This window comes from Bradyrhizobium sp. AZCC 2289 (assembly GCF_036924615.1).
In the GTDB taxonomy this organism is placed as follows: domain Bacteria; phylum Pseudomonadota; class Alphaproteobacteria; order Rhizobiales; family Xanthobacteraceae; genus Bradyrhizobium.
The window spans coordinates 1,393,894-1,417,191 of record NZ_JAZHRY010000001.1; the positions used below are offsets into that span (position 1 = coordinate 1,393,894).

The window sequence follows — 23,298 nt, forward strand, 5'->3', positions numbered from 1 at the left end:
GTGCTAACTCGCTACCTCGTCAGCCGTTTTTGCGACGCGTCGGATTGCGGGCGAGACTGCAGGGCCGGATTTGGGCAGTATGAGAATGCCGATGATCTCCTCATCCGTGATGTGTTTAATCTGCAGATCGTGGCTTGCGTCCACGTTGCTACCGACCATTTTCTTCATGCGATGCGGGTCGGCGGGGCGCAGATTCGACGCGATCACCTCGGTCAATTGATCGCAAAGTTGCCGTGGGGATGCCCCCGGGATGCTTTTCCCGGATGCCATACCCCTCTGTCAGACCGTACGCGTCCGCCCAATTCGTGGGCCTCCACGACCAACACCTTGGCGAGCAGTCCGGATTTTCGGGGGCCACTGGTCCGTTCAAGTTCAGCGAATCTCTTCGCCTTTGACGCAATACGTGGCGGGCGAACAGCGCATTGACGTTGTTTTGTGGTCTTCGCTGTAAATCCCGGCCATGCTTCCTCTCGCATTGTTGGCCAACCGAGGTGCAATTCCAGCCAGACTTTTCGACAAGGGAAGACCTATCGAACCCATCGCGCATCGCTGTTCTTGATCGAGCGCCTCGTCCCAGAGGTCGTAGATTTCTATTGTACAACCACAACTTTTCGTGCCAAAAATTTGATGATGTCGATGCAGACCCTCGATGTTGCCGCGATCTTGCCAGCGCAAATACGCCGGGCGCGGCGCAATACGCTGGCGCATATTCCCGGCAACGAGGGATGGCCGCTCATCGGCCGCACGCTGAACGTCCTTGCCGATCCCAAGGGCGAGGTCGAGCGAATGGCCGCGAAATACGGCCCGGTCTACCGCACCCGGATGCTTGGCGAGACCGGCGTCTGCCTCCTCGGGCCGGAAGCGAACGAATTCGTACTGTGCGACCAGACCAATTTGTTCTCGTCGGCCCTCGGCTGGGGCACCTTGCTTGACCGGTTGTTTCCGCGCGGGCTGATGCTGCTCGATTTCGAAGAGCATCGCCTGCACCGGCGTACGATCTCCGTTGCCTTCAAGGCCGGGTCCATGAAGTCCTATCTGACCGAGCTTGACGCCGGCATCGCGGCGCAAGTCATGCGTTGGCGCAGTCGGCCGGGACCAACGCTTATCTATCCCGAGATAAAGCAGCTCACATTCGATCTTGCAGCAACATCGTTTCTTGGCCCCGATACCGGCCGCGAGGTGGACGACGTCAAGTGCGCCATCAGCGACATGGTCGCAGCCGCAGTGGCTCCAATCCGAAAGCCGTGGCCGGGCACGAAGATGGCGCGTGGCGTCAGGGCGCGGGCCCATATCGTCGGCTATTTCTCCGCGGAGGTCTCGAGACGCCGCGCCCTCGACGGGGAGGATCTGTTTTCGCAGCTATGCCGCGCGACAGACGAGAACGGCGCCCTGTTGTCGACGCAAGAAATCATCGATCATATGAGCTTCATGATGACGGCGGCGCATGACACGCTGACGTCGTCGTTGACTAGTCTTGTCTATTTTCTCGCCACAAATCCGCAGTGGCAGTCAGCGTTGCGCGACGAAATAACCTCGCTTGAATTGTCCCCAGCGCAACCACTCGCCTACGAGAAGCTGGCGGCGCTGCCCCTGACCGAAATGGCCTTCAAGGAGGCGATGCGAATAAAGCCGCCGGTACCTTCGGTGGTCCGTCGCGCGACGCGCGACTTTACGTTCGGTGGCTACACCATCCCCGCCGGCACGCTGCTTGGAATAAACCAGCTCTATACCCACCACATGACCGAACACTGGCCCGAGCCGGACCGGTTCGATCCGACGCGGTTCACCGATGCGGCGCAGCGGGAGCGGCAGCGCTACGCCTATCTGCCGTTTGGCGGCGGCGCACATATGTGCCTCGGGCAGCATTTTGCCTACATGCAGGCCAAATGCTTTGCGCGGCATTTTCTGCAGAACCTGACGGTGTCGCTCGAGCCCGGCTATCGGCCGGCCTGGCAGATGTGGCCAATCCCAAAGCCGAAAGACGGCTTGCGAGTTGCCCTTGGGTTAGCGAGCTGAGTGGTCAGCCCGCCCCGGAAATGGATCATGTCAAATCCGAATTCGGGCAAAGCATGTGAAGGCCGATGTAGAGCTGCCCGTTGTGAGCAAACGTCCTGACATGGAGATCGTGGGTCGCATCGATATTTTCGCCGACTTTCAGCATCATCGGCATTGGAGATGCCGATCTGAAATTGGTGGCAATGATTTCGGTGAGGCGGTTCTGAATCGACTCCGGAATCGCTCCCGCGTCCGCATCCCAGTTCGTATAGTCACTCGCTTGCGGGGTCGTGAGCTTAACAAACTTTCCAAAGGAATAGGGGCCGTACTGCTTCTCTAGATCCGCAAATTTCTTTGCCGTCGCGGCGACGTTCTCCGGCGTGCTCAATTCATTCATGATTTTTTCAAATTTTCCGCCATAGACCAATCCGGACATGTTTCACTCCATTGATAAGTGGCAATAAGCGCCTTGATTGCATCTGTCATAAAGTCGATAGCTTGGAGAGGGCTGCCTTAGCACGTTCCAGTTGAACAGTCATTTTCGAATTTTCGAAGAGCTCGGCCGCCTGGGATAGCTCATCTCGAGCCTCGGACGTCCTGCCCGAAGTGACCAACAAACGGGCCAATGCCCCCTTCGCCAACCCCAACAAGGGTCTAGTCCCGAGCCGGGAGGCAATTTCGATCGTTCGCTCGAGACGGGCGATGGCCTCAGCCGCGCCGGGCGCTCCTTGAAGCGATAATATGCCAGCCTCGGCAAAAGCGGCCAAGGCCTCAATCGCCTGATAGCCCTTCTGCTTCGCCCCCGCCTGGCAGGCCCGCGCGGCTTCCAAACCTTCGGATCTATCTCCAAGCTGCGCATGCGCGGAAGCCAGATACGTCGATGCGAGCAGAATCCCGCTGTCGTGCCCCAGCGATTGCGCTTCGGCCTTTGCTTCGAGCAAGCTATCTCTCGCTAACGCCCCGCGCCCCTGCTGCGAATAAATATTTCCCAGTGCGCACAGGACAAGAGGTAAAAACAACCGGACCTCATTCTCGCGCGACAAGAGCGAGGCTTCCGCAAGGGCGCGTTCAGCCTCCTCAAGATCGCCGTGGATCATTTTTACAATGCCACGGCCATAATCGGCTGCAATAATATCGTAAGGCCGGTCGTTCCTTTCGGCGAGATCGCCAGCCTGTTGAGAGCTTCGCTCGGAATCGTCGTATTCGCCGATCGAGGCATAGACCATGGCCTTCATCATATGACAGAGCACGAGGAGGCTCGACCCTGTTGTGCCCGGCGGAACATTTTCGGGAGCGTACATAAATCGCCCGATCGCCCGGTCTAATAGCAGCTCTGAGTCCCGATATCGGCCGGCAACGAAATAGGCCTGTCCGAGGCCATACTCGGCAAAACCGAGCCAAGTTGTGTCAGCAAGCTTGTCAGCCAGTGCGACAGCCTGTTCTCCCGCAGTGATCGCCTCATAGGGAGTTCCATAAAAGTTGAGAGCCGCCGCCCTGACGGCGATGGAAGCGAGCCTTCTCCTCTCGTCGCCAATCTTCTCCGAACGCATCTCCGCATCGCGACACAGTTCGAGCCATTCCGCGGTTCGTCCGAAAGGAGAAAATGTCATTCGAGCTTCGATGCGCAGATCTATCGCACGCCGCTCCCGCTCTAATGAGGCGGGCAACTTCTCGACCGCATCCATCGCAATTTCCAGGTATTCGGTGGCATCCCGATACGCCGACCTCGCCAACGCCTTCCGCGATGCGAGCTGCCCGTAATGGCTCGCCTTCGCCCAGTCCTGCGCCTTGACTGCGTGATGACAAAGCGCTTCCGCAACGTCTTCCTCACGGCCTGCGGACGTCGCTTCAAGCGCCGTCAAAATCCGCCGGTGCAGCACCTCCCGCTGCGTTCGGAGGATCGATTCATAAGCGACCTCGCGGATGAGATCGTGCGCAAAAACATATTCAGGGGATGTGAGCGATTGCGATTCCGTCAGAAAATCGAGGATCTCCAGCGACCAGAGACGGCTTTGCAATTGTGCCGCGGGCATGCCGGTCACGGCGGCAAGCAAATGCGGCGAAACCTGCGGCCCGACGACGGAAGCGAGTTGAAGAAGGGCCTTGTCTTCCCGCGGCAAGCGATCGATGCGGGATGCGATGACCCCCTGTACCGTGGGAGGAATTTCCGGCGCATCCCTGGGGACCCTCGCGGCAAGCCGGCCCGCGTCCGCTCCAAGCGTGCCGCGGTTGACGAGTTGCCGCGCCACCTCCTCGATGAAGAGCGGGATCTGGCCGGTGTGACGAAGAATATGAGCCTTGAGCGCGTCGAGGTTTGCGGCGGTGCCAAGCAGGTTGTCGAGCAGCGCGTGCGCCGAGGCGATATCGAGCGACCGAAGCCAAATTCTTCGAACATCGAGCTGCGCCAGCCATCCCGGCGTATATTCGGTCCGCCATGTCAGCAGCACCAGCAGCGGCCGGGTTGCTGCCAGCGGCATCAGCGCCTCTATCACCGTTTCGCTCTGGCCATCGATCCAGTGCAGGTCTTCCAGCAGCAGCACCGTCGGCTGCGAGACCACCTTTCCCACCGTGCCGCGCACAGCATCGATAATCACGCGCCGCCGCAGCAGAGGTTCGAGATCGCGCCAGCGCGGATCGGCAATAGGTTGGTCGAGAACCGAGCAAAGCGCGGCCGGCCAAAGATCGGTATGCGCGGATGCCGGCTCTTCGCCCGAGCCGGTTTGATCTTCTGGTGCGATGTTTCCGACTTGCAGCGCGCTTTGGAGGAGCTTCTTCAGCAACGCGTAGGGCACAGCCTGCTCCAGCGGACTGCCTTCGGCTTCCAGAACCTGCCAGTCGTTCTGACGCAGCGAGCTGACGAATTCGTGGGCCAGGCGGGATTTTCCGATACCCGCCGTTCCCACCAGTGCGACGATTTGTCCAGACCGGTTGACCTCGTGCGCCGCACGCTTCAGCAGCGAAATCTGCTCGGCGCGGCCGACGAAGGACGAAAGTCCCTTGGTCGAGCGCGCGCGCCAGCGCGTCAGTCCGCTGATCTGGACGAGTTCATAGCAGGGAACAGGTGCGGGAAATCCTTCCATCCGTTTCGGCGGCAGCGCGTTGAAGGTCACAAGTCCGGTGGACAGAGCCTGACAGGATTCCGACACCAGAATTTGTCCGGCCTGGGCCGCGCCCTCGAACCGCTTGACCAGATGCACCGCCGGTCCGCCCGCCTCATAGATCGAGGAGAAATCAGCTTCGATGACGTGGGCGACGACATAGCCCGAATGAATGCCGACCCGGACCTTAAGCCCGGGATCTTCCAGCAGCTTGATACGGTGAACCAGTTCGACCGCCGCGTGACAGGCCATCACGGCATGATTGTCATCCGCGTGCGGCGCACCAAACAGCGCTATCAGCCCGTCGCCGCCTTCCTTGCTGACAATCCCGCGGTTGCGACGAACCGCCGTGCGCATGGCAATCAGAGCCGGTTCGAGCCGGGAAATGGCCTCTTCGGGATCGAGCCCCGAAATCAGATCGGTCGAGCGCTGCAGATCGGCATACGGTGAGGTATTTCCGCTCGCCCGCGATGCGGTCTTGAGCCTGCGCCGCGGGCGGCTTGGGCGGGTGGTCCGGCACGACCGCGCCGCAGGCCGAACAAAACAGATCGCCAGCCTTCAGGGTCGATGAACAGACCTGACAAAACACGCTCAGCTTCCTCTATCCACGTGGCTCAGATTAGCGAAAGATCATGGGGGAACAAGCGTTTGCGGCGTCTATTGCGACTGACGAGCGCACTGCTGGGGCGATCCATGACGCCGGTGGGTATTGATGGGACGGCTATCTCCCAAGAATACAGCGGAGACGGAGGTAGCAAACAACCGACCGTGCACCCGGAGGGCGGCAGTCGACCCTGCCATGTCCCAGGTTTTGCGAGAGCAACCCAAGGTGAATCTTTCGCGCAGGTACCGCACGGGCCGGAGCGCGGATAGACCGGCGGGCGCCGATCGCGTCCGGCCGGCAGTTCATTCGTTGGCGATGCCCATTTCCTTGATCACGCGCGCATATTTGGCGAGCTGATCGCGCGTCAGGACGCGCAATTCCTCTGCCGAACTGCCGCGCACCGCAAAGCCCAGTTCCTCGAGTTTGCGGCGAACATCGGGATCGCCGACCGCCTTCAACACCTCGGCATTAAGCCGGGCGACGATGTCCTTTGGCGTGCCGGCAGGTGCCAGAATCGCAAACCATGAATTGAAGAAGAAACCCGGCAAACCTGATTCCGAGACCGTGGGCACGTCGGGGAATTGCGGCAATCGCTTCTCGGTGGTCACGCCGATCAGCTTGAGCTGGCCGCCCCGCACCAGCGGCGCGACCGTACCCAGCCCCTGGAAGCCGACCGGAATCTGGCCGGCGGCGACGTCGGTCGCAGCCTGGGTCGCGCCCTTATACGGCACATGGGTCAAGGATATGCCGGCGGCGGAAGCAAACATCGCCATCGCCAGATGCTGCGGGCTGCCCGGGCCGCCCGAGCCGTAATCGATCTTGCCAGGGGCTGCTTTCGCAGCTGCGATCAAGTCCGCCGCGTTCTTGAAGCCGGTCTGGTTGTTGGCGATCAGTCCCCACTCCACCGTCGCAACCAGCGACACCGGTTCGAAATCCTTCAGGATGTCCCAGCGCATCTTGGCCTGCAGATTGGGCACCATGGTCATGATGCTGTCGTTGAAGCCGCCGATCGTGTAGCCGTCCGGTTCGGCGCGGGCGACCTGCTCGGCACCGATCAGCCCGGAAGCGCCCGGCTGGTTCAGGATCACGAATTGCTGGCCCATATTGTCGGCCATCTTCTGCGTCACGATCCGTGCGGCAACATCGACCGCGCTAGCCGCCGCCAGCGGCACGATCATCTTGATGGGCCGGTCCGGATAGGCCGTCTGCGCCCTTGCGCCGGGGCCCAAAAACAGCGCGAGCGCGGCGACCAGCAAGTGAAGCAAGCGCATACCGAGTTTCTCCCCTGTCAACCGGATCACGTTTTGCAGTAATCAGCGTAATCCTTGCCGCAATGATTGCCCTCTCGCTTCCGGCTTGGCAATGTATCCTGGCGAAGAAATCAAGAATGAGTCGGCGAACGACCGGCCCCAGAAGCGTTCTATCAAGGGAGGCGACTAGTGACCAACCGCAGGAATTTCCTGAAAGGCGCCGCCGCGACCGGGATCGCATTTTGCGGTTGCGGTATGCTGGATGCGGCCCGCGCGCAACCGCGAGCCTCTCGCCTGCCGGTCAAGGTCAACGGCAAGCGCGTGATGACCGTCGACGTCCACGCTCACTGCTACTTTCACGAATCGATCAGTTTGATGGGCGATCAGGCCGATAAAGTCTTGCCACCGGTCAAGGGCGTTCCCGAGCACTTCATCGTCATCGAGCAGCGCCTCAGGGAAATGGACGCGATGGCGATCGACATGGAGGTGTTGTCGATCAATCCATTCTGGTACGGCAAAGACCGCGACACCGCAGCTCAAATCGTCAAGCTGCAGAACGAGAAACTCGCGGAGCTTTGTGCTTCACGCCCTGAACGGTTTGCCGCCTTTGCTTCGCTGACTCTGCAGTATCCAGACCTCGCGGTGCAGCAACTGGAAACCGCGGTCAGGAAGCAGGGCCTGCGCGGAGCGGCGGTCGGCGCCAGTGTGCTGGGAGAAGATTTCTCCGATCCGAAATTTCATCCCGTCTGGGCCAAGGCGGAGGAACTCGGCGCGGTTCTGTTCATTCATCCGCAGAGCACGCCCGAACTAGCCAAGCGGTTCAAGGGCAACGGCTGGCTGTCGAACACCATCGGCAATCCGCTCGACACCACGATGGCCCTGCAGCATCTGATCTTCGAGGGAACGCTCGACCGCTTTCCGGGACTCAAGATCATTGCGGCGCATGGCGGCGGCTATCTGGGCTCCTACGGTGCGCGCGGCGATCATGCTTGTTTCGTGTCGCCCCAAAATTGCAATCCGAACATCACGCTGAAGAAGAAGCCGTCGGAATATCTCAACCAGCTCTATTTCGACGCCATGGTGTTCACGCCGGAAGGTTTGCGGCATCTGGTGGCGCAGGTCGGCGCCAGCCAGGTGATGCTCGGCACCGACCATCCGATCCCATGGGAACAGCATCCCGTCGATCACGTCTTCGCGACCACGACGCTGTCGGACAAACAGAAGATCGCCATTCTCGGTGGCAATGCGGCGCGGTTGTTCGGGATGAAGGAGGCTTAGCCGGATTGTCCTAAAGCAACTTCCCATCCGGCCCAAAGAACGGATGCGGCCCGTCAAAAGTCCCGATCGGCACCTGGTGCGTGACGAGGGTGCCAAACCGCCCGCCCGGAAACCAGGTGTGTAGGTGGAAGGCAGGCGGCTCGACCTTGAACGACGGCTCGCGCAGTTCGGCCAGATCGAGATCGACGGCATGGTTCGGCGCCGGGCAGATCGTGGTCGGCACTCCCGCAAACATCGTCAGCGCCGCCCGGTGAATATGGCCGGTCCCAATCAGTTGCACGCGCGGATGACCCCTGACGATTGGAGCAAGCTCGCCCGCGTTGAGGAGATTCTGGCGATCCATGTGCCAGATCCCCGCCTTGAACGGCGGATGGTGCAGGAACAGCAGCGCGGGCCGATCGGGCGAAGTCGCCAGCCTTGCGTCGAGCCACTGCAGCGTCAGCTTGTCGAGTTCGCCATGCGGCTTTCCGTGCACGCTCGAGTCCAGCAGCAGCAGATCGAGCCCGCCGACCTCGATCTCTTGATTGAGCGGCCCGGACGCAACGGCATAGCGAGCGGAAGGAAACGCCGCGCGCATCAGCTCACGCGAGTCGTGGTTGCCGGGAACGCCCGCGAACGGGAGCTTCAGCGGCGTCAGCAGCCGCCTGAGGTATTCATACTCTCCAACCGTCGGCGTGTCCGCCAGATCCCCTGAAATCACCACAAAGTCAGGTGCGGGATTGAATTCGTTCAGAGCCGCGACGCAACGTTCAAGCGCCTTCGCCGTATCGACCCGGCCGTAGGCCAGCGATCCCGGCAGCTTGATGTGCAGATCGGAAATTTGCGCAATGCGAACAGGTCTTGACGGCATTGGCCTTCTCAGCTTTCGGGCGGCAGCAAACGGACGGCGTCCGGCGAAATCAACAGTCCGACCCGTTCGCCGGCTTTGGCGATAACCGCGTTAGGAGCATCGACGGTGAGCAGCTTGCCAGATACGCCGCTCACGACCATGCGTTGCCGGTCGCCGATGAAGCTGACGCTGTCGATGAGCCCCGAGAGAGGCGCACTCCCGGCCTCCACTACGCGAATGGTTTCGGGACGAATCATGGCGACCGCGGCCGACACGGTCGCATCACCACCGATTGGCTGGCGACCGCCCGGCAATACGAGTTGACCGCCCTCGATAGGGGCTTCGATGATGTTGGCCGCGCCGATGAATTCGGCCACGAAGCGGTTTTTCGGCGCAAAGTAAATCTCGCGCGGCGAGCCGATCTGGGCGATCGTCCCCTTCTGCATGACGACGATACGATCGCCGAGCTCCATGGCTTCGGACTGGTCATGGGTGACGTAAATCGTGGTGATGCCAAGCGCCCGCAGCAGGCGATTGAGCTCACCGCGCAAACGATCGCGCAATGCTGCATCGAGCGCCGTCAGCGGTTCGTCCAGCAGCAGAATGCCCGGCCGGATCGCAACCGCCCGCGCCAGTGCCACCCGCTGGCGCTGGCCGCCGGAGAGTTGATCAATGCGGCGGTTCTCAAGCCCGGAAATGTTCGTCAGCGCGACCAGTTCGGCGACACGCGCCGCGCGCTCCTCCTTCGGTACGCCGCGGATCTTCAGGCCATAGCCGATATTGTCCGAGACGCTCATGTTGGGAAAAAGCGCATAGGACTGGAAGACCATGCCGACATTGCGCCGTTCGATCGGCACGGACGTCATGTCCTTGCCGTCGAACAGCACCTTGCCGCCTGTATCGGGCAGTTCGAGGCCGGCGATAATGCGCAGCATGGTGGTCTTGCCACAGCCAGACGGGCCGAGCAGCACCAGAGTCTCGCCGCGATCGATATCGAGCGTGGCGGGCTCGAGTGCGCGCGTTCCATCAGCGAACGTCTTGCCGCAGGCCGCGATGCGCACCGCGGCGCCATGTCCAGCCGACGTGCTCATCTCTTCTGTTCCTTCTCGGCAAACAATTGCATCGCTACCAACAGCGGAATGATCATGACAAAGAAGATCAGCGTATAGGCCGAAGCGACTTCCAGCCGCATCGAGGCATAGCTGTCGGCGAGCCCGATCGGCAGTGTCTTGGTCAGCGGCGTATGCAGCATCCAGGTCAGGTTGAACTCGCCAAGCGAAAGCGTCACTACCATCAAGGCGCCGGCGAGTATCCCCGGCACTGCATTCGGCACGATCACGTCGCGGAAGCGCCGCCAAGGCGATGCGCCAAGCGATGCCGCACCTTCGTCAAACGTCTTGATGTCGACCGTTGCGAATACGGCCATCACCGACCGCACCATGAACGGCATGGTGAAGATGACATGGCCGACGAGGATGAAAAGCCAGGAGCGGCGGAAGTCGCTGAAGCCTTGATAAGTGAACAGCAACGCCAGCGCGATGGCCAGTCCGGGTATCGCCAGAGGCAGCGTGATGATCTCCTCGACGATCCGGGCCAGCCGTCCTCCCCGTACATGCAAGGCGTAGGCCGCCGGGACGCCGGCGGCGAGCGTCACAGCCAGGGTTGCAAATGCAATCACAAATGACAGCAGGATGGTGCCGGCGTAGAGCTCCCAGACTTGGGCCACCCATTGCAGGGTCAGGCCGGACTGGATGCCGCGAAAGTAATTCACGGTCACGCCGGCGGAAATCGACAGGATCGCAGGCACCGCCAGGAACGCAGCGATGATCAGCGTGAAGATGAATTGGCCGGTGAAAATCAGGCGATCACGCATGGTCTCATCCGGCTGCGGCGACGGCGCTGCCGCTGAATGAACGGGCAATCGCCAGGATGAACCAGGTGATGATGCCGAGCCCGACCGACAACGCGGCGGACGTCGAGAAATTCGCCGCCAGCGTGAACTCGGTATAGATCAGCATCGGCAACACGTCGACGTTCGTTGCCAGCGTAAACGCGGTTCCAAATGCGCCCATCGCAGTCGCAAAGGCAATCGCCCCGGAAGCGACGAAAGCCGGCGCCAGCGCCGGCAGCACGACATCGCGCTGTACCGCCCACGGGCTCGCGCCGAGAGAACGCGCGGCTTCTTCCAGACCGACATCGAGTTTCTGTACCGCTGCCATGATGGTGAGAATGACGCGCGGGATCGAAAAATAGAGATAACCGAGGAACAGCCCGTAGATCGAATAGGCAAAGACCAGCCTCTCGCCGAACAGGCGGCTCGAGAGATCGCCAATCAGACCCTGGCGGCCAGCAAGCAGGATGATCAGGAAGCCGACCACCACGCCGGGAAACGCCAGCGGAAAGGTCAGCATCGCAATCAGGACTGCGCGGCCGGGAAAACGATGGCGCTGCAAGAACATTCCGGCGATGGTCGCCACGATCAGCGTCACGATCGTGGTCGCAGCCGCCAGCATGACCGTGTTGATCAGCGTGGCGCGATAACGCGGCTCGGTCAGGATTGCAAGATAGCCGGCAAGCCCCTGCGGGCCTTCCGCGCCGGTCACGACGAGCCGCGCCATCGGCAGCAGGAAAAATGCCACTGTGACCACCGCAAGCGGCAGCAGGCACAACCAGACAAAGGATTTATGAGACATTGGAAAATGGCGCCCCCGCGATGGGCACCATCTTGCCTCAGCGGACCTCGGCGAGATAGCGGTCGACAAAGCCTTTTTGCATGTTTTCCATCTGCCCCCAGTCGACGCTCTTGGCGCGAGCGTAGTCGCTGTCCGGCAGGAATTTGTTCTTCACGGCCTCCGGCAGCTCGATCGGGCGCGCAGGGCGCAAATACGCATTGGTCCAGATCGCCTGTCCCTTGTCGGACAATAGATAATCCATCACCTTCTTGGCCTTTTCCTTGTCGGGCGCGTTCTTGACCAAGCCGACGACGTAAGGAAACACCACCGATCCCTCGCAAGGGATCACGAATTCAAAATTGCCCTTCTCGGAATATTTCGCGCGATAGGCGTTGAAATCATAGTCGAGCAGGATCGGCATCTCCCCGGAGACCACGCGGGCATAAGAGGTCTGCTTGGGGACGATCGGATCGTTCTTCCGCAGATCCTTGAAGAAGCCGATCGCGGGGTCGAAATTCGAAGCTGAGCCGCCAAGTGCCAGATTGATTGCAACGGCGCCGACATATCCGACCGCGGCAGAGGTTGGATCGAGATAGCCGACCATTCCCTTATAGTCCGGCTTCAGGAGGTCCTTCCAACAGGCCGGCACCGGCTTGCCGCCGAGCGCGTCCTTGTTCACGAACAGGCCGAGGGTACCGGAATGAATCGTGGTCCAGTAACCGTCGGCATCCTTCAAACCGGCCGGAACCTGATCCCAGTTGGCGGGCTTGTAGGGCTCCAGCGCATCCTGAGCCTTGGCCTTCATGCCGAAGGTAACGCCGAAATAGCCGATATCGCCAACGGGATTGCTTTTCTCGGCAAGGATCTGCGCCAGCGCCTGACCCGAATTTTTGTTGTCGTGGGGAATGTCGTAATTGAGATCCGCCTTGATCGCCTTGAGCATGGAGGCCCAGTCAGCCCATTCCGGCGGGCAATTGTAGCAGATGACGTCGGCCGCCTTAGCGGATTGCCAGGGCGCGATCAGCGACAGCACCAGCAAGGCAAGGAAAAGACGGACGGTCTTCATGAAGGTCACTCCGGATCGGCGAGGCTGCAAATGGATTTCAGCACCAACCGGTGACCAAGTATAGGCCGCGTATGAAGGTTTTGCGACGAGTCGTATTGCTATGCAGCAAAGCTTCGCAGGCCGGCACGAAAGGCGTCTCCGTGGCTCGCGGCAATACGGCGTTTGCGATAGAATTTCTGACCTAACGGGATTTCTCAGATGTACCGACCATCAGGCGTCAAGACCTCACCCGACCTTCCTGTGCCCGACCAGATGAAGGCCTGGATTCTGGGCGAGCCCGACCAGCTTTTCCTGCGCGACAAGCCAACTCCCGTTCCTGCACGCGCTGAGGTCCTGGTTCGGATCGATGCGGTCGCGATCTGCGCGACCGACCTTGAGATCATCCATTCGGGTTCGCCGGCCAGCATCCAGGGAGGCCTGCCCTTCAACAAGAATTTTACGCCGGGCCATGAATATATGGGCACGGTTGCAGCACTTGGGCCCGACGTCGACGAGTTCAGGATTGGCGAACGGATCAGCGTCGAAATCCATGCCGGTTGCGGCCAGTGCAAGCGCTGCCGCCAGGGCATGTACACCTCATGCCTGAATTACGGGAAGCCCGAAAAGGGACATCGCGCCAACGGCTTCACCACCGATGGCGGCTTTGCCGAATACGCGGTCAATCACATCAATACGCTGGCGCGGGTGCCCGATACCATGAGCGACGCGGAAGCGACGCTGGTGGTCACCGCTGGGACGTCGATGTATGGCCTGACGGAGTTGGGGGGATTGGTCGCCGGTGAGAGCGTTGTTGTGATCGGGCCTGGCCCGATCGGGCTCCTAGCCGTCGCAGTAGCGAAGGCGCTCGGCGCAAGCCCGGTCATCCTGACGGGAACGCGCAACAAGCGGCTGGCGATCGGCCGGGAGCTCGGTGCCGACCGCGTTATCAACATCAACGACGAGGATGCCGTCGAGATTGTCAAACAGCTTACTGGGGGAGTTGGTGCGGACTATGTGGTGGAATGCGCGGGGAGCGAGGCGACGATCAATCAAGCCATCCACATGACCAATCGCGGCGGAAAGATCTGTCTGGCTGCGTTCCCACACGAGCCGGTGAAATCGGACCTCGCCCATCTTGTGAAGAACAACATCTACGCCTACGGAATCCGCGGCGAGGGCCGCAGCGCCACCCGCCGCGCCATGGCATTAATGGCGGAAAAGCGCTTCGATGCGACCAAGATTCACACCCATACGTTTCTGCTGGCTGATCTGCCGACCGCGCTGAGATACGCGCGCGACCGGGTCGATGACGCCATCAAGGTCGTCGTTACCAACCGGGAATCCGGTGCGATTGCCCGCGCGGCTGAATAGGCTCTCGCCCATCCAAAAGAAAAGGCCGACCCCTCTTTCCGCCGAACCTCATAAGTGGCTCAAAACAATTGGACTTCGAGAACGTACCTGAAGTCTGGAGTCCATAGGTTCGGAGAAAAACGCTCCTCTGTGAGAATAATAGGGCGGTTTTGGCCCGTCGGGAGTCCAGAGGTCAAATCAGAAATGACCACGGCTATTGGGCTTACGAGCCAGCGAGCTCACCCAGAGAATACACGGCCTTGAGCAAGCTGGCGGAGAGAGAGGAGCTGTGACCTTGCCCCCAAGTTTTATCCAATCCCGAGTTCGCTCGTGGCGTTTGGGTTGCCCGGTTGGACGGTGGTAGCGACGGGAGCTGGCGCGGAGCCATCGGCATAGCGCAGCGCCAGATCCCGGCGCGGATTGCAGGTGAAGGCGTACTCGGAAGGTGTCTTCCATCCGAGCTGAGAATGGGGGCGTGAGCCGTTGTAGTCGGCGCGCCAGCATCCAAGGGCAACGCGAGCCTGCGCCAGCGAAGAGAACAGCGTTTCGTTTAACAATTCATCCCGTAGCCGGCCGTTAAAGCTCTCGATGAAGGCGTTCTGCATGGGTTTGCCCGGCGCGATGTAATGCCATTCGACGCGGGCTTGGTCCGCCCATGTGAGGACGGCGTTACTGGTAAGCTCGCTGCCATTGTCGCTGACGATCATCTTCGGCTTGCCGCGCTCGATCATCAGCTGATCCAGTTCCCGCGCCACGCGGACCCCGGAGAGCGAGGTGTCGGCCACCAGCGCCAGGCTTTCTCGGGTGCAGTCATCAACGATGGTCAGGATGCGGAAGCGGCGGCAGTCGGTGAGTTGATCCGACACGAAGTCGAGCGACCAGCGTTCGTTGGGCGCCATCGGAACCAGCATCGGCGCCCTGGTTCCGATGGCCCGCTTGCGGCCGCCACGGCGGCGCACCGCCAGCTTCTCCTCCCGATAGAGCCGGAACAGCCTCTTGTGGTTGATCACGTAGCCCTCCCGCTTGAGCAGAATATGCAGGCGTCGGTAGCCGAAACGGCGGCGTTCCTGGGCGATCGCCTTCATGCGCTGACGAATGCCGGCATCATCCGCCCGGGTCGTCTGATATCTCATGGTCATGCGGCAGCAGCCGATGGCTTTACACGCCCGCCGTTCGCTCATCCCGTGGGCTTCCACCAGATGAGCGACAGCTTTCCGCTTCCCCGCGGGCGTCACCATTTCTTTCCCAAGAGATCCTTCAGCGCCACATTATCCAGCATGGCGTCAGCCAGAAGCCGCTTCAGCTTCGCGTTCTCGTCCTCCAGCGACCGCAGCCGCTTGGCCTCAGAGACGTCCATCCCTCCGAATTTGGCCTTCCATTTGTAGATGCTGGCGTCGCTGACGCCATGCTTGCGGCAGAGATCGGCGACCGGGACCCCGGCCTCGTGCTCCTTCAAAATCCCGATGATCTGTTCTTCTGTAAATCGATTGCGCTTCATGCTCTGGTCCTCGTCTTGGGCCAGAGCGAACTTCAAACTGGATTAAGCCCGAGGGGCAAGGTCAGCTGCGATCGAACCTTCTCCAGTATGTCAGTAGCAGAAAGCAAACCAGCGGATGGCACCCCTGACCGCTCAGGCTGAGAGAACCGCCAGACGTGCGAGGTCCCACCCCATGCGCGACGACTACAAGGAAACCGAGTTCTTGATTTAATATTAGTGACTACTTACACTTGTTCGCAGGCTAAATTATACTTGCTGGTTTGTTGGGTTCGAGGTGCGCTATGCGATATTGGTACGTGTACTTTGCCTTGGCCCTTTTGGGGCAGTTCGCCCTATCTCAGATGCCGATTTCCCATGAGCCCGGTGTGTGCCTTACCAAATTGGACGGTGAGTGCATCAAGGTTTCCTATGCGCGTAAATCGCCCTGAAAAATGTGGTTGCAGATGAACGTGGTCGCACGTTGTTGTGTTGCGATGCGGCCGCCCGCGAACGCCCTCTGCAATACATCGCATTTGAAGCCATTTCAGGGGGTAGCTTTTATCGATGCTCAAAACTTGGATTTTAAGGCTACTTTTCTGTGTCCTTTGCGTGGGCATCCTGGGATCAAATTTTTGGACCATGCGCAATTGGACCGAGCGAACCGGTGTCTATGACGACATCTGCTACCTCAGGCAGGCGCACTTGTTTCAACGCTTTGGCCTTGGTGGCTTCGACACCAATATAAATCGAGACGACGATCGATACTTCGCGACGTTAGCGCGAGAGATTGGTTATGAAGCTTGGGACAATCCGGCCCGCGCACCCTGCCACACTCAAATAGGGGAGAAGCACGTAATCCAGTATCCCCCAGGTACCGGCTTGGCTCTTTCAGTCTTCCCGGCCGATTTCCAAAGGATACCGCTATACGCTGTCGCGAACTTCTTCGTTTTTCTAGCGGCGCTTCTCGCTATCTATTCCGCCCGGCGTCCGCATGAAATTGTTGGATCGGGCGTCGTCGGCATGGCCGCGATCTATTTCATGGTGAACCCGTCAAAAGCCAGCTACTCGATGGCGCCCACGATGATAGTCTGCGCAGTCGTCGGGTTTTTGACTGCAATCATGGCAAACGATCCAAGGTCATCGCGCCGAAACACGGCTGCGGCAGCGGCTGGCATGTTCATGGGACTGGCGGTCTCGTTCAGGCTTCCAAACCTCTTACTCTCCGCTGGCTACTTCCTAGTTCTGCTGGCGCTGGCCGCCCGATCCGCAAAGTTGGATGATTTCATTCGGCTAGCTTTGTTTGGAGTCGCGTATCTAGTGGGGTTGGTGCCGACGCTAGTTTCAAATGCGATCAATGCCGGAAGTGTTATAGCCACTACTTACAGCGCAGTAGACGCGACGCCTCCAGATTTCAGCTTCAGCATCGCTTGGCAGTATTTTAGTGACATGCAAGGTGCGTTGACCTTACTGGTGGTAACCTGGTCAATCGTAGCTTTGGCTGCTAATATCAGAAAGACCGCGGCATCGATCGTTGCTATCAACATTGTTGTAAACCTCGGATTCTTTCTCACTCATCCTATTTCTACACCCTATTACCTGATGCCATTCTTGCTACTGTCCATGTGGACGCTGCTATTCTCTTTCTTTAATGATTCTGATGAGGGCCGTGTCAGGTACGCTCGCTAACGCTGCGTGCCTTACCCGTTTCTATCGTGCAGCGGGATTTTTGACCCTAGCACAGAGGGAGGTGCAGCCTCCAACCCAAGAGGTCGAGGACTAACATTCCAACTTTGCTCAGTGCTGACATTTTAGCTTTGCGCCTACAGGTCCCGTCCAGATTCGCGGTATTATGGCGTAAACGCCACAACCACCAAGAAGCTTACTCGCTCGACGGCGCTTGCACCAGTCAGGCCGAAGAATACTTCTCCCGCCTGCGCCGCTCCGAGATCGGCATTCACCATATCGCCGGGCGCACATCTGCTCCGCTACGCGCAGGAGTGGTCATGGCGAGAGGATAATCGCCGCGTATCCAACAGCGATCAGGTGAGCCGCGTAGCGGCGCTGGCGTTGAAGCGTGGCAAGAGCGTCGATTTCACCAGCCATTGGCAGCGACATATCCAAGGTTGAAACGGGAACCCCATATTGGATATGGTTCTGTATCGAGGAATTGCCACTATCATCGATCGTGTAAGAATTGGATCAGGCAGAAGAATAGTGTGACAGCCATGAATACTCCGAAGGCGTCGAGCCAATATCTGACCTCTGGCTTTTGCCAAGCCCGCAAACGGACGATAAAATTCGGTCGCTTCTCCATATGCTTATGATAGCTCAATCGACAGTCAGTTTCCACCTCGCCGGGCGGCCTTCCCCTATGATCGGCACGCTTTTCCCCTCATGGTTCTTGAGGCTGTGCTGGTTGGGCTTCCGCCGCTTCACCGTGATCCGAGCGATGTTGTAGCCGAGGTCCAGCATTTTGACGACGGCCTCAACGTGCCGTATCTGGCCGCTCAACTCCTCGTGCCGTCGCCGGTTCTCCAATATCTGGCCCCCTAGCTCGGCATGTAACCGTTCAACGGTGAAAATGGCCCGGCGAGTGTGCGGCTCGTTGTCGGTCAGCATGGTCATCTCCGTTGTTAACGGAGACGTCGCGACAGTCGTTCAAAATTCGATTCGCCCCAAGGCCGCCAGGATAACCTGAGGCGTCAGCGGAATCTCCGTAATTATGGTGCCGAACGGCCTCAGCGCGTCATTGACGGCATTTGTCACCGCGGCCGCCGCACCGGCGGTGCCAGCTTCGCCGGCGCCTTTGGCGCCCAACTCGGATTCCAGCGTCGGCGAGACGACGTGGCCGACATCAATATCAGGCATTTCACCGGACATCGGAACCAGATAATCGGCCATATTGGCATTGGTGAGTTGGCCGCGCTCGTCATAGATGCATTTCTCGAACAGCGCGGCGCCAAGGCCCTGCACCACGCCACCCCTGATCTGCTCATCGACCAGTTGCGGATTGATGATGGTACCGCAATCCTCGACGACCCAGTGCTTCAATAGCTTGACGAAACCGGTATCGGTGTCGACCTCCAGCCAGGAGGCCTGAACGCCATTGGTGAAGGCAAAGGGATATTGGCGTGGAACAAAATGCCGCGTCGCCATCAGTTCTGGCTGAATACCCGGCGGCAGCGTGTCCGGCCGAAAATAAACGATTCTGGCTAATTCGTTCAGTTCAATACGCGGAGCACCATCATTGGCGTTCACAACGCTGTTGTTGACGATGTCGAGTTCACTCGACGTGGATTGCAGGATGGCGGCGGCGACATCGAGAATATTCTTGCGTAGCACTTTCGTGGCCTGAAGCGCGGCCTCGCCGCCGATGCCCGCGCCGCGCGAGGCCCAGGTGCCGCCGCCATACGGCGTATTATCGGTATCTCCCAGGATGACGCGGACCCGATCCATGGAGACGCCGAGCACGCTGCCGACGATCTGCGCCGTGAGGGATTCCGACCCCTGCCCCTGCTCGGTGATGCTGGTCTGGCAGATCACAGAACCCTGGGCGTCAAGTCGCACGGCCACACCATCCTGCGACGAAATCCTTGCCCCGCCGACGCCATAGAACGCCGCGCTGGGATTGGTGACTTCGATGAAACTGGCGATACCGATGCCGCGATGAATGTTCCTGGCGCGCAACGTCGCCTGCTCGGCACGCAGCCCGTCGTAGTCCATCATCTTGATTAACTTCGCGAGCGACGCGTGATGCGACAATTGCTCAAACCGTAGGCCCGACGGCGAAGCGCAGGGATAGGCGTCATCGGCAATCAGATTGCGGCGACGGATTTCGACCGGGTCCATGTCGATCTTCATTGCCGCCAGATCGACCAAACCTTCCGTCACCGAACAGGCAATCGGATGGCCGACGGCGCGGTACTGGCACATCACGTTCTTGTTCTGGAACACGACACGGGCGCGGGCTCGGTAGTTCTTGGCCGTGTAAGGCCCACCGACGAGATTGACGACCTGATTAGCCTCGATCGCGCTGGTGCGCGGATACATAGAATAGGGTCCGATGCCGGTTAGATCGTCGATCTCGAACGCCGTGATCACGCCGTCGCGGTTGACGCCTATCTTTCCCCTGCAGATATGATCGCGGGCATGAATGTCGGTATTGAAGCTCTCGACGCGGTCAGCGACGAATTTGATTGGCCGTCGCAGCAGCTTCGACAATGCATAGGTCGCCATCTCGTCGGCATAGATGTGGACCTTGATGCCGAAGGAGCCGCCGACGTCCTTGCAGACCACGCGGACTTGGGATTCCTGTAGACCCAAATGCAGCGCCGCGATGTTCTGCACCATGTGCGGCGCCTGCGTGCCCTGGTAGATCGTCAGCCTCGCTTCGGCGGCGTTCCAGTCGGCCACCACGGCGCGCGGCTCCAGCGTTACGCCGGTATGACGCCCAAAGATAAATTCCGCCTCCACCACCTCGTCGGAATCAGCAAAGGCCAGGTCGACGGTGCCGGCGTCATGGTTGCGCTCAAAGGCAAGGTTGTCGCCGAGCGAAGGATGGATCACAGGCGTTGCGGTATCGAGCGCGCTGCGCATGTCCGTTACCGCATCGAGTTCTGCATACTCGACCAAGACATGCTCCGCCGCATCCTCGGCCAAGGCCCGGCTGCTCGCAATAACGGCCGCGACGGCCTCGCCCTGCCAGCACACGCGGTCGATAGCGATTGCACTTTGCGGGGCGGATTTAAGGCCCTTCAAATGCGAGAGCACGCCGACCCACGGCGTAATGGCGGCAGCCAATTCCAAACCGGTAACGACGGCAATCACGCCCGGCATATGCTTCGCCGCGGCCGCATCGATGCCAACAATCCTTGCATGCGCGTAAGGCGAACGCAGAAACACCACATGCGCCATGCGCGGCAGCTCCATGTCGCTCACATAGAGTCCCCGCCCCTGCATCAGCCGATCAAGATTCGGCCGCGGCACCGTCTTGCCAATATAGGAATTCGGCCGGTCGAGCACCGAAAGCGCGTCTGGATTTTTCGGCGCTGAAGTCATGGCTCGCGCGCCATCCGCGCCAACGCCGTGGTTTCGACGGCGTCGACGATCGCCTGGTAGCCGGTGCAGCGGCAATAATTGCCGGAAAGATGCTCGCGAATCTGTTCTCGATCGGGTTTGGAATTCTGTTTCAGCAGATCCTGCGCTGCCATCAGCATTCCCGGCGTGCAAAACCCGCATTGCAGGGCGTTGCGGTCGCGGAACGCCGCCTGAAGGTCGGCGATCTCACCGCTATCGGACACCCCTTCGATCGTCTCCACCAATGCGTCGTGCGCCTGCACCGCCAACATCAGGCAGGAACGCACGATCTCGCCGTTGACGCGCACCGTACAGGCGCCGCAAACTCCGTGTTCGCACCCGAGATGCGTGCCGGTCAACTTCAAATGCTCGCGCAGAAAATCCGCGAGATTCAACCGCGGCAGAACATTGGCAACGACACGCTCGCCGTTGACAATGAGCGAGAGGGCCACGGGAGCCGTCATGCAGGCCCTCCCGCACTGAGATCAGGGCGAGAGCGCAGCGTAGATACGCAACGTACCAGCAATACCTTCGCCAGATGCCGGCGCATCGCGGGAGATGCCCGGTGATCCTCTTGCGGATCAAGCTCTTCGCTCAGCGCTGCCGAGGCATCGGACAACAATTCGGGCGTAATGGTGATGTTGACAAGCTTGCTGGCAGCCCTGGCTAATAGCGGTCGATCGCCAACGGCAAAAAAACCAAGGCGGAGATCGGCGAACAGACTGCCGTCGAAGATCGCCTGCGCCGCCAGGCCGACAATGGCGTAATCGCCGTGTCGACGAGCGAATTCGTGGAAGAAATACGCGGAACCTTTTCGCGCCACCGGTAACTCGACTGCGACCAGCAACTCCTGCGGCGACAGCACCGTCTCATAGATGCCGGTGAAGAATTCCCTCGCTGCGACCCGCCGCTCGCCGCGTGGGCCACGAATAATGATGGTTGCGTCCAACACGACCATGCAGGCAGGCAGCTCGGAAGCCGGATCCGCATGCGCAAGGCTACCGCCGATCGTACCGCGATTGCGGATTGCGGGATGTGCGACATGGGTGATCGCGTCCGTCAGCAGGGGGACATGAGCGGCGATTTCGGGAGATTTGAGGAGATCGGCATGACGCGTCAACGCACCAATGGAAAGGACGTCGCCTTTCACCGCGATCCCGCGCAGTTCAGCGAGTTCGCCGATATCGACAATGAGTTCGGGAGAGATGAGGCGCAGATTCATCGCCGGCATCAGGCTCTGGCCGCCCGACAGCACCTTGGCCTTGTCGCCATGCGCGGCGAGCAGTTCCAGCGCATTTAAGACGCTCGTTGCGCGGGCGTAAGCGAAAGCCGAGGCCTTCATTTCGACGTAACCTCCCCCGGCGGGATATCGGCATTTTCTTTGGATTAGACGGCGGCAACCTTTAAAGGTCAAGTTTGTTTATCGACCGATTATTTCGACTTTGGACTTGTCATCATGCCACGAACGACGCACGTTTCCTGCCAAACAAAAGCCTGCCCTTGGGGAGGAGCAGACCATGAAACTCGGGTTTTTTACGATGCCGATCCATCCTGTCGACAAGGACTGGCGGCTGTCCCTCAAAGAAGACCGCGAAGCTTTTCTGCTGGCGGATGAGCTCGGGTTCACCGAGGCCTATGTCGGGGAGCACGTCACCGACAAGGCCGAAAATATTACCTCCTGCATCGCGTTCATCGCCTGGCTCGCCGCAGCGACCAGGCAAATCAGACTCGGCACCGGCACCATCAATATGCCGAACACGCATCCTGCCGCGCTCGCGGCTTCAATTGCGATGCTCGATCACATGCTCGACGGGCGCCTGATTTTCGGCATCAGCCCGGGCGGGCTAATGTCCGACGCGGAAGTTTTCGGCAATCTCGAAGCCGACCGTAACGCCATGTTTCTGGAAGCCATCAATCAGGTTCTGGCGATTTGGGCGAGCGAGCCGCCGTACAATCTGCAAGGCAAATACTGGAATATTTCGGTGCAGAAGAACCTGATCGAGGAGATTGGTCAGGGCTTCATTGCGCGTCCACTACAAAGACCCCATCCGCCGATCGTGGTGACGGCGGTGGCGCCATTCTCGAAAGGCGTGACGGAAGCGGCCGCGCGGGGCTGGGATCCTATCTCGGCGAATTTTCTGATGCCGGCCTGGGTGAAGAGCCATTGGCCGAAATACGTCGAGGGTTGCGAGCGCGCGGGCCGCACGGTGGATGCGGCGAACTGGCGTGTCGCCAAGAGCGTGTTCGTTGCAAAGGACGCCGCGACCGCAAAGGCCTATGCCACCGATCCGGACGGGCCGTATGTATATTATTATCGCTCGCTGTTCACCAAGCTGAAGCGCGGCGGCCGTATCGAACTGTTCAAGACCCGCCGCGATCAACCCGATGAGGAAGTGACGCTGGACTCCATCTGCGACAAGCTCATTATTCATGGCACGCCGGACAGCGTCGCAGATCAACTACTGGCTTTTCAGCAAGAGGTCGGCACCTTCGGAACGTTGCTCTACGCCGGCAAGGACTGGAAGGATCGCGAACTGGGGCGCCAATCGATGATCCTGATGGCCGAAAAGGTCATGCCGCGAGTCGAGGCGGGTATGTCCGGCCGGACCAAGGCGGCCGAATAG

General features: G+C 59.9%; 19 protein-coding genes. 5 read left to right on the forward strand and 14 right to left on the reverse strand.

Going from position 1 to position 23,298, the window contains the following annotated elements; translation table 11 throughout:
* Positions 1-3 precede the first annotated feature (3 nt).
* Positions 4-216, reverse strand: coding sequence for a hypothetical protein (locus V1289_RS06945; protein ID WP_334396240.1), 213 nt, complete (start codon positions 214-216; stop codon positions 4-6).
* Between the two features lie 414 nt (positions 217-630).
* On the opposite strand from V1289_RS06945, the gene V1289_RS06950 reads away from it, so the two are divergent.
* Complete coding sequence (locus V1289_RS06950; protein WP_334407315.1) at positions 631-2,016, forward strand: cytochrome P450; 1,386 nt, start codon at positions 631-633, stop codon at positions 2,014-2,016.
* Between the two features lie 25 nt (positions 2,017-2,041).
* Here the strand turns inward: V1289_RS06950 and V1289_RS06955 are convergent, their stop codons facing one another.
* The 3 genes from V1289_RS06955 to V1289_RS06965 all read right to left on the reverse strand — a co-directional run bounded on the left by V1289_RS06955 (position 2,042) and on the right by V1289_RS06965 (position 6,968).
* The gene (locus V1289_RS06955; protein WP_334396241.1) at positions 2,042-2,431 is read right to left on the reverse strand and encodes a hypothetical protein; all 390 of its coding nucleotides are present in this window, start codon (positions 2,429-2,431) and stop codon (positions 2,042-2,044) included.
* 46 nt (positions 2,432-2,477) lie between these two features.
* Positions 2,478-5,648, reverse strand: a complete 3,171-nt coding sequence (locus tag V1289_RS06960) for an ATP-binding protein (RefSeq protein ID WP_334407317.1) — start codon at positions 5,646-5,648, stop codon at positions 2,478-2,480.
* A gap of 351 nt (positions 5,649-5,999) precedes the next feature.
* Positions 6,000-6,968, reverse strand: coding sequence for a Bug family tripartite tricarboxylate transporter substrate binding protein (locus V1289_RS06965; protein ID WP_334396242.1), 969 nt, complete (start codon positions 6,966-6,968; stop codon positions 6,000-6,002).
* 168 nt (positions 6,969-7,136) lie between these two features.
* Here V1289_RS06965 and V1289_RS06970 point away from each other — a divergent pair, with 168 nt between their 5' ends.
* Entirely contained in the window at positions 7,137-8,225 is a 1,089-nt protein-coding gene (locus tag V1289_RS06970; RefSeq protein ID WP_334396243.1) for an amidohydrolase family protein, read from the forward strand.
* A gap of 10 nt (positions 8,226-8,235) precedes the next feature.
* On the opposite strand, the gene V1289_RS06975 is transcribed toward V1289_RS06970, so the two are convergent.
* Genes V1289_RS06975 through V1289_RS06995 form a run of 5 tightly spaced genes read right to left on the reverse strand, consistent with a single transcriptional unit; the run spans position 8,236 to position 12,792 of the window.
* The gene (locus tag V1289_RS06975) at positions 8,236-9,075 is read right to left on the reverse strand and encodes a phosphodiesterase (protein ID WP_334396244.1); all 840 of its coding nucleotides are present in this window, start codon (positions 9,073-9,075) and stop codon (positions 8,236-8,238) included.
* An 8-nt stretch (positions 9,076-9,083) separates the two neighbouring features.
* Positions 9,084-10,145 carry an ABC transporter ATP-binding protein gene (locus V1289_RS06980; RefSeq protein ID WP_334396245.1) on the reverse strand — a complete coding sequence of 354 codons (1,062 nt, stop codon included), beginning with the start codon at positions 10,143-10,145 and terminating at the stop codon, positions 9,084-9,086.
* Positions 10,142-10,927: an ABC transporter permease gene (locus V1289_RS06985; protein ID WP_334396246.1), complete on the reverse strand. Its 786-nt coding sequence runs from the start codon at positions 10,925-10,927 to the stop codon at positions 10,142-10,144. The genes V1289_RS06980 and V1289_RS06985 overlap by 4 nt, the downstream gene beginning before the upstream one ends.
* Before the next feature lie 4 nt (positions 10,928-10,931).
* Positions 10,932-11,747, reverse strand: a complete 816-nt coding sequence (locus V1289_RS06990) for an ABC transporter permease (protein ID WP_334396247.1) — start codon at positions 11,745-11,747, stop codon at positions 10,932-10,934.
* Between the two features lie 37 nt (positions 11,748-11,784).
* Positions 11,785-12,792, reverse strand: coding sequence for an ABC transporter substrate-binding protein (locus V1289_RS06995; RefSeq protein WP_334396248.1), 1,008 nt, complete (start codon positions 12,790-12,792; stop codon positions 11,785-11,787).
* 198 nt (positions 12,793-12,990) lie between these two features.
* Here V1289_RS06995 and V1289_RS07000 point away from each other — a divergent pair, with 198 nt between their 5' ends.
* Complete coding sequence (locus tag V1289_RS07000; RefSeq protein ID WP_334396249.1) at positions 12,991-14,142, forward strand: zinc-dependent alcohol dehydrogenase; 1,152 nt, start codon at positions 12,991-12,993, stop codon at positions 14,140-14,142.
* A gap of 287 nt (positions 14,143-14,429) precedes the next feature.
* Here V1289_RS07000 and V1289_RS07005 read toward each other — a convergent pair.
* A protein-coding gene (locus V1289_RS07005; protein WP_442895964.1) for an IS3 family transposase occupies positions 14,430-15,619 on the reverse strand; the annotation gives its coding sequence in 2 pieces (ribosomal slippage) (positions 14,430-15,373 and positions 15,373-15,619; 1,191 coding nt in all).
* Between the two features lie 543 nt (positions 15,620-16,162).
* Here V1289_RS07005 and V1289_RS07010 point away from each other — a divergent pair.
* Positions 16,163-17,284 (forward strand): hypothetical protein, encoded by a 1,122-nt coding sequence (locus V1289_RS07010; protein WP_334396251.1) that lies wholly within the window; start codon positions 16,163-16,165, stop codon positions 17,282-17,284.
* A 642-nt stretch (positions 17,285-17,926) separates the two neighbouring features.
* On the opposite strand, the gene V1289_RS07020 is transcribed toward V1289_RS07010, so the two are convergent.
* Genes V1289_RS07020 through V1289_RS07035 form a run of 4 tightly spaced genes read right to left on the reverse strand, consistent with a single transcriptional unit; the run spans position 17,927 to position 22,016 of the window.
* Positions 17,927-18,217, reverse strand: a complete 291-nt coding sequence (locus V1289_RS07020) for a hypothetical protein (protein ID WP_334396252.1) — start codon at positions 18,215-18,217, stop codon at positions 17,927-17,929.
* A 39-nt stretch (positions 18,218-18,256) separates the two neighbouring features.
* The gene (locus tag V1289_RS07025) at positions 18,257-20,656 is read right to left on the reverse strand and encodes a xanthine dehydrogenase family protein molybdopterin-binding subunit (protein ID WP_334396253.1); all 2,400 of its coding nucleotides are present in this window, start codon (positions 20,654-20,656) and stop codon (positions 18,257-18,259) included.
* On the reverse strand, positions 20,653-21,138 hold the full coding sequence (locus V1289_RS07030; protein ID WP_334396254.1) for a (2Fe-2S)-binding protein: 486 nt from the start codon (positions 21,136-21,138) through the stop codon (positions 20,653-20,655). Before V1289_RS07030 ends, V1289_RS07025 begins: the two co-directional genes overlap by 4 nt.
* Positions 21,135-22,016: an FAD binding domain-containing protein gene (locus tag V1289_RS07035; RefSeq protein ID WP_334396255.1), complete on the reverse strand. Its 882-nt coding sequence runs from the start codon at positions 22,014-22,016 to the stop codon at positions 21,135-21,137. Before V1289_RS07035 ends, V1289_RS07030 begins: the two co-directional genes overlap by 4 nt.
* Before the next feature lie 175 nt (positions 22,017-22,191).
* On the opposite strand from V1289_RS07035, the gene V1289_RS07040 reads away from it, so the two are divergent.
* Positions 22,192-23,298 (forward strand): LLM class flavin-dependent oxidoreductase, encoded by a 1,107-nt coding sequence (locus V1289_RS07040; protein ID WP_334396256.1) that lies wholly within the window; start codon positions 22,192-22,194, stop codon positions 23,296-23,298.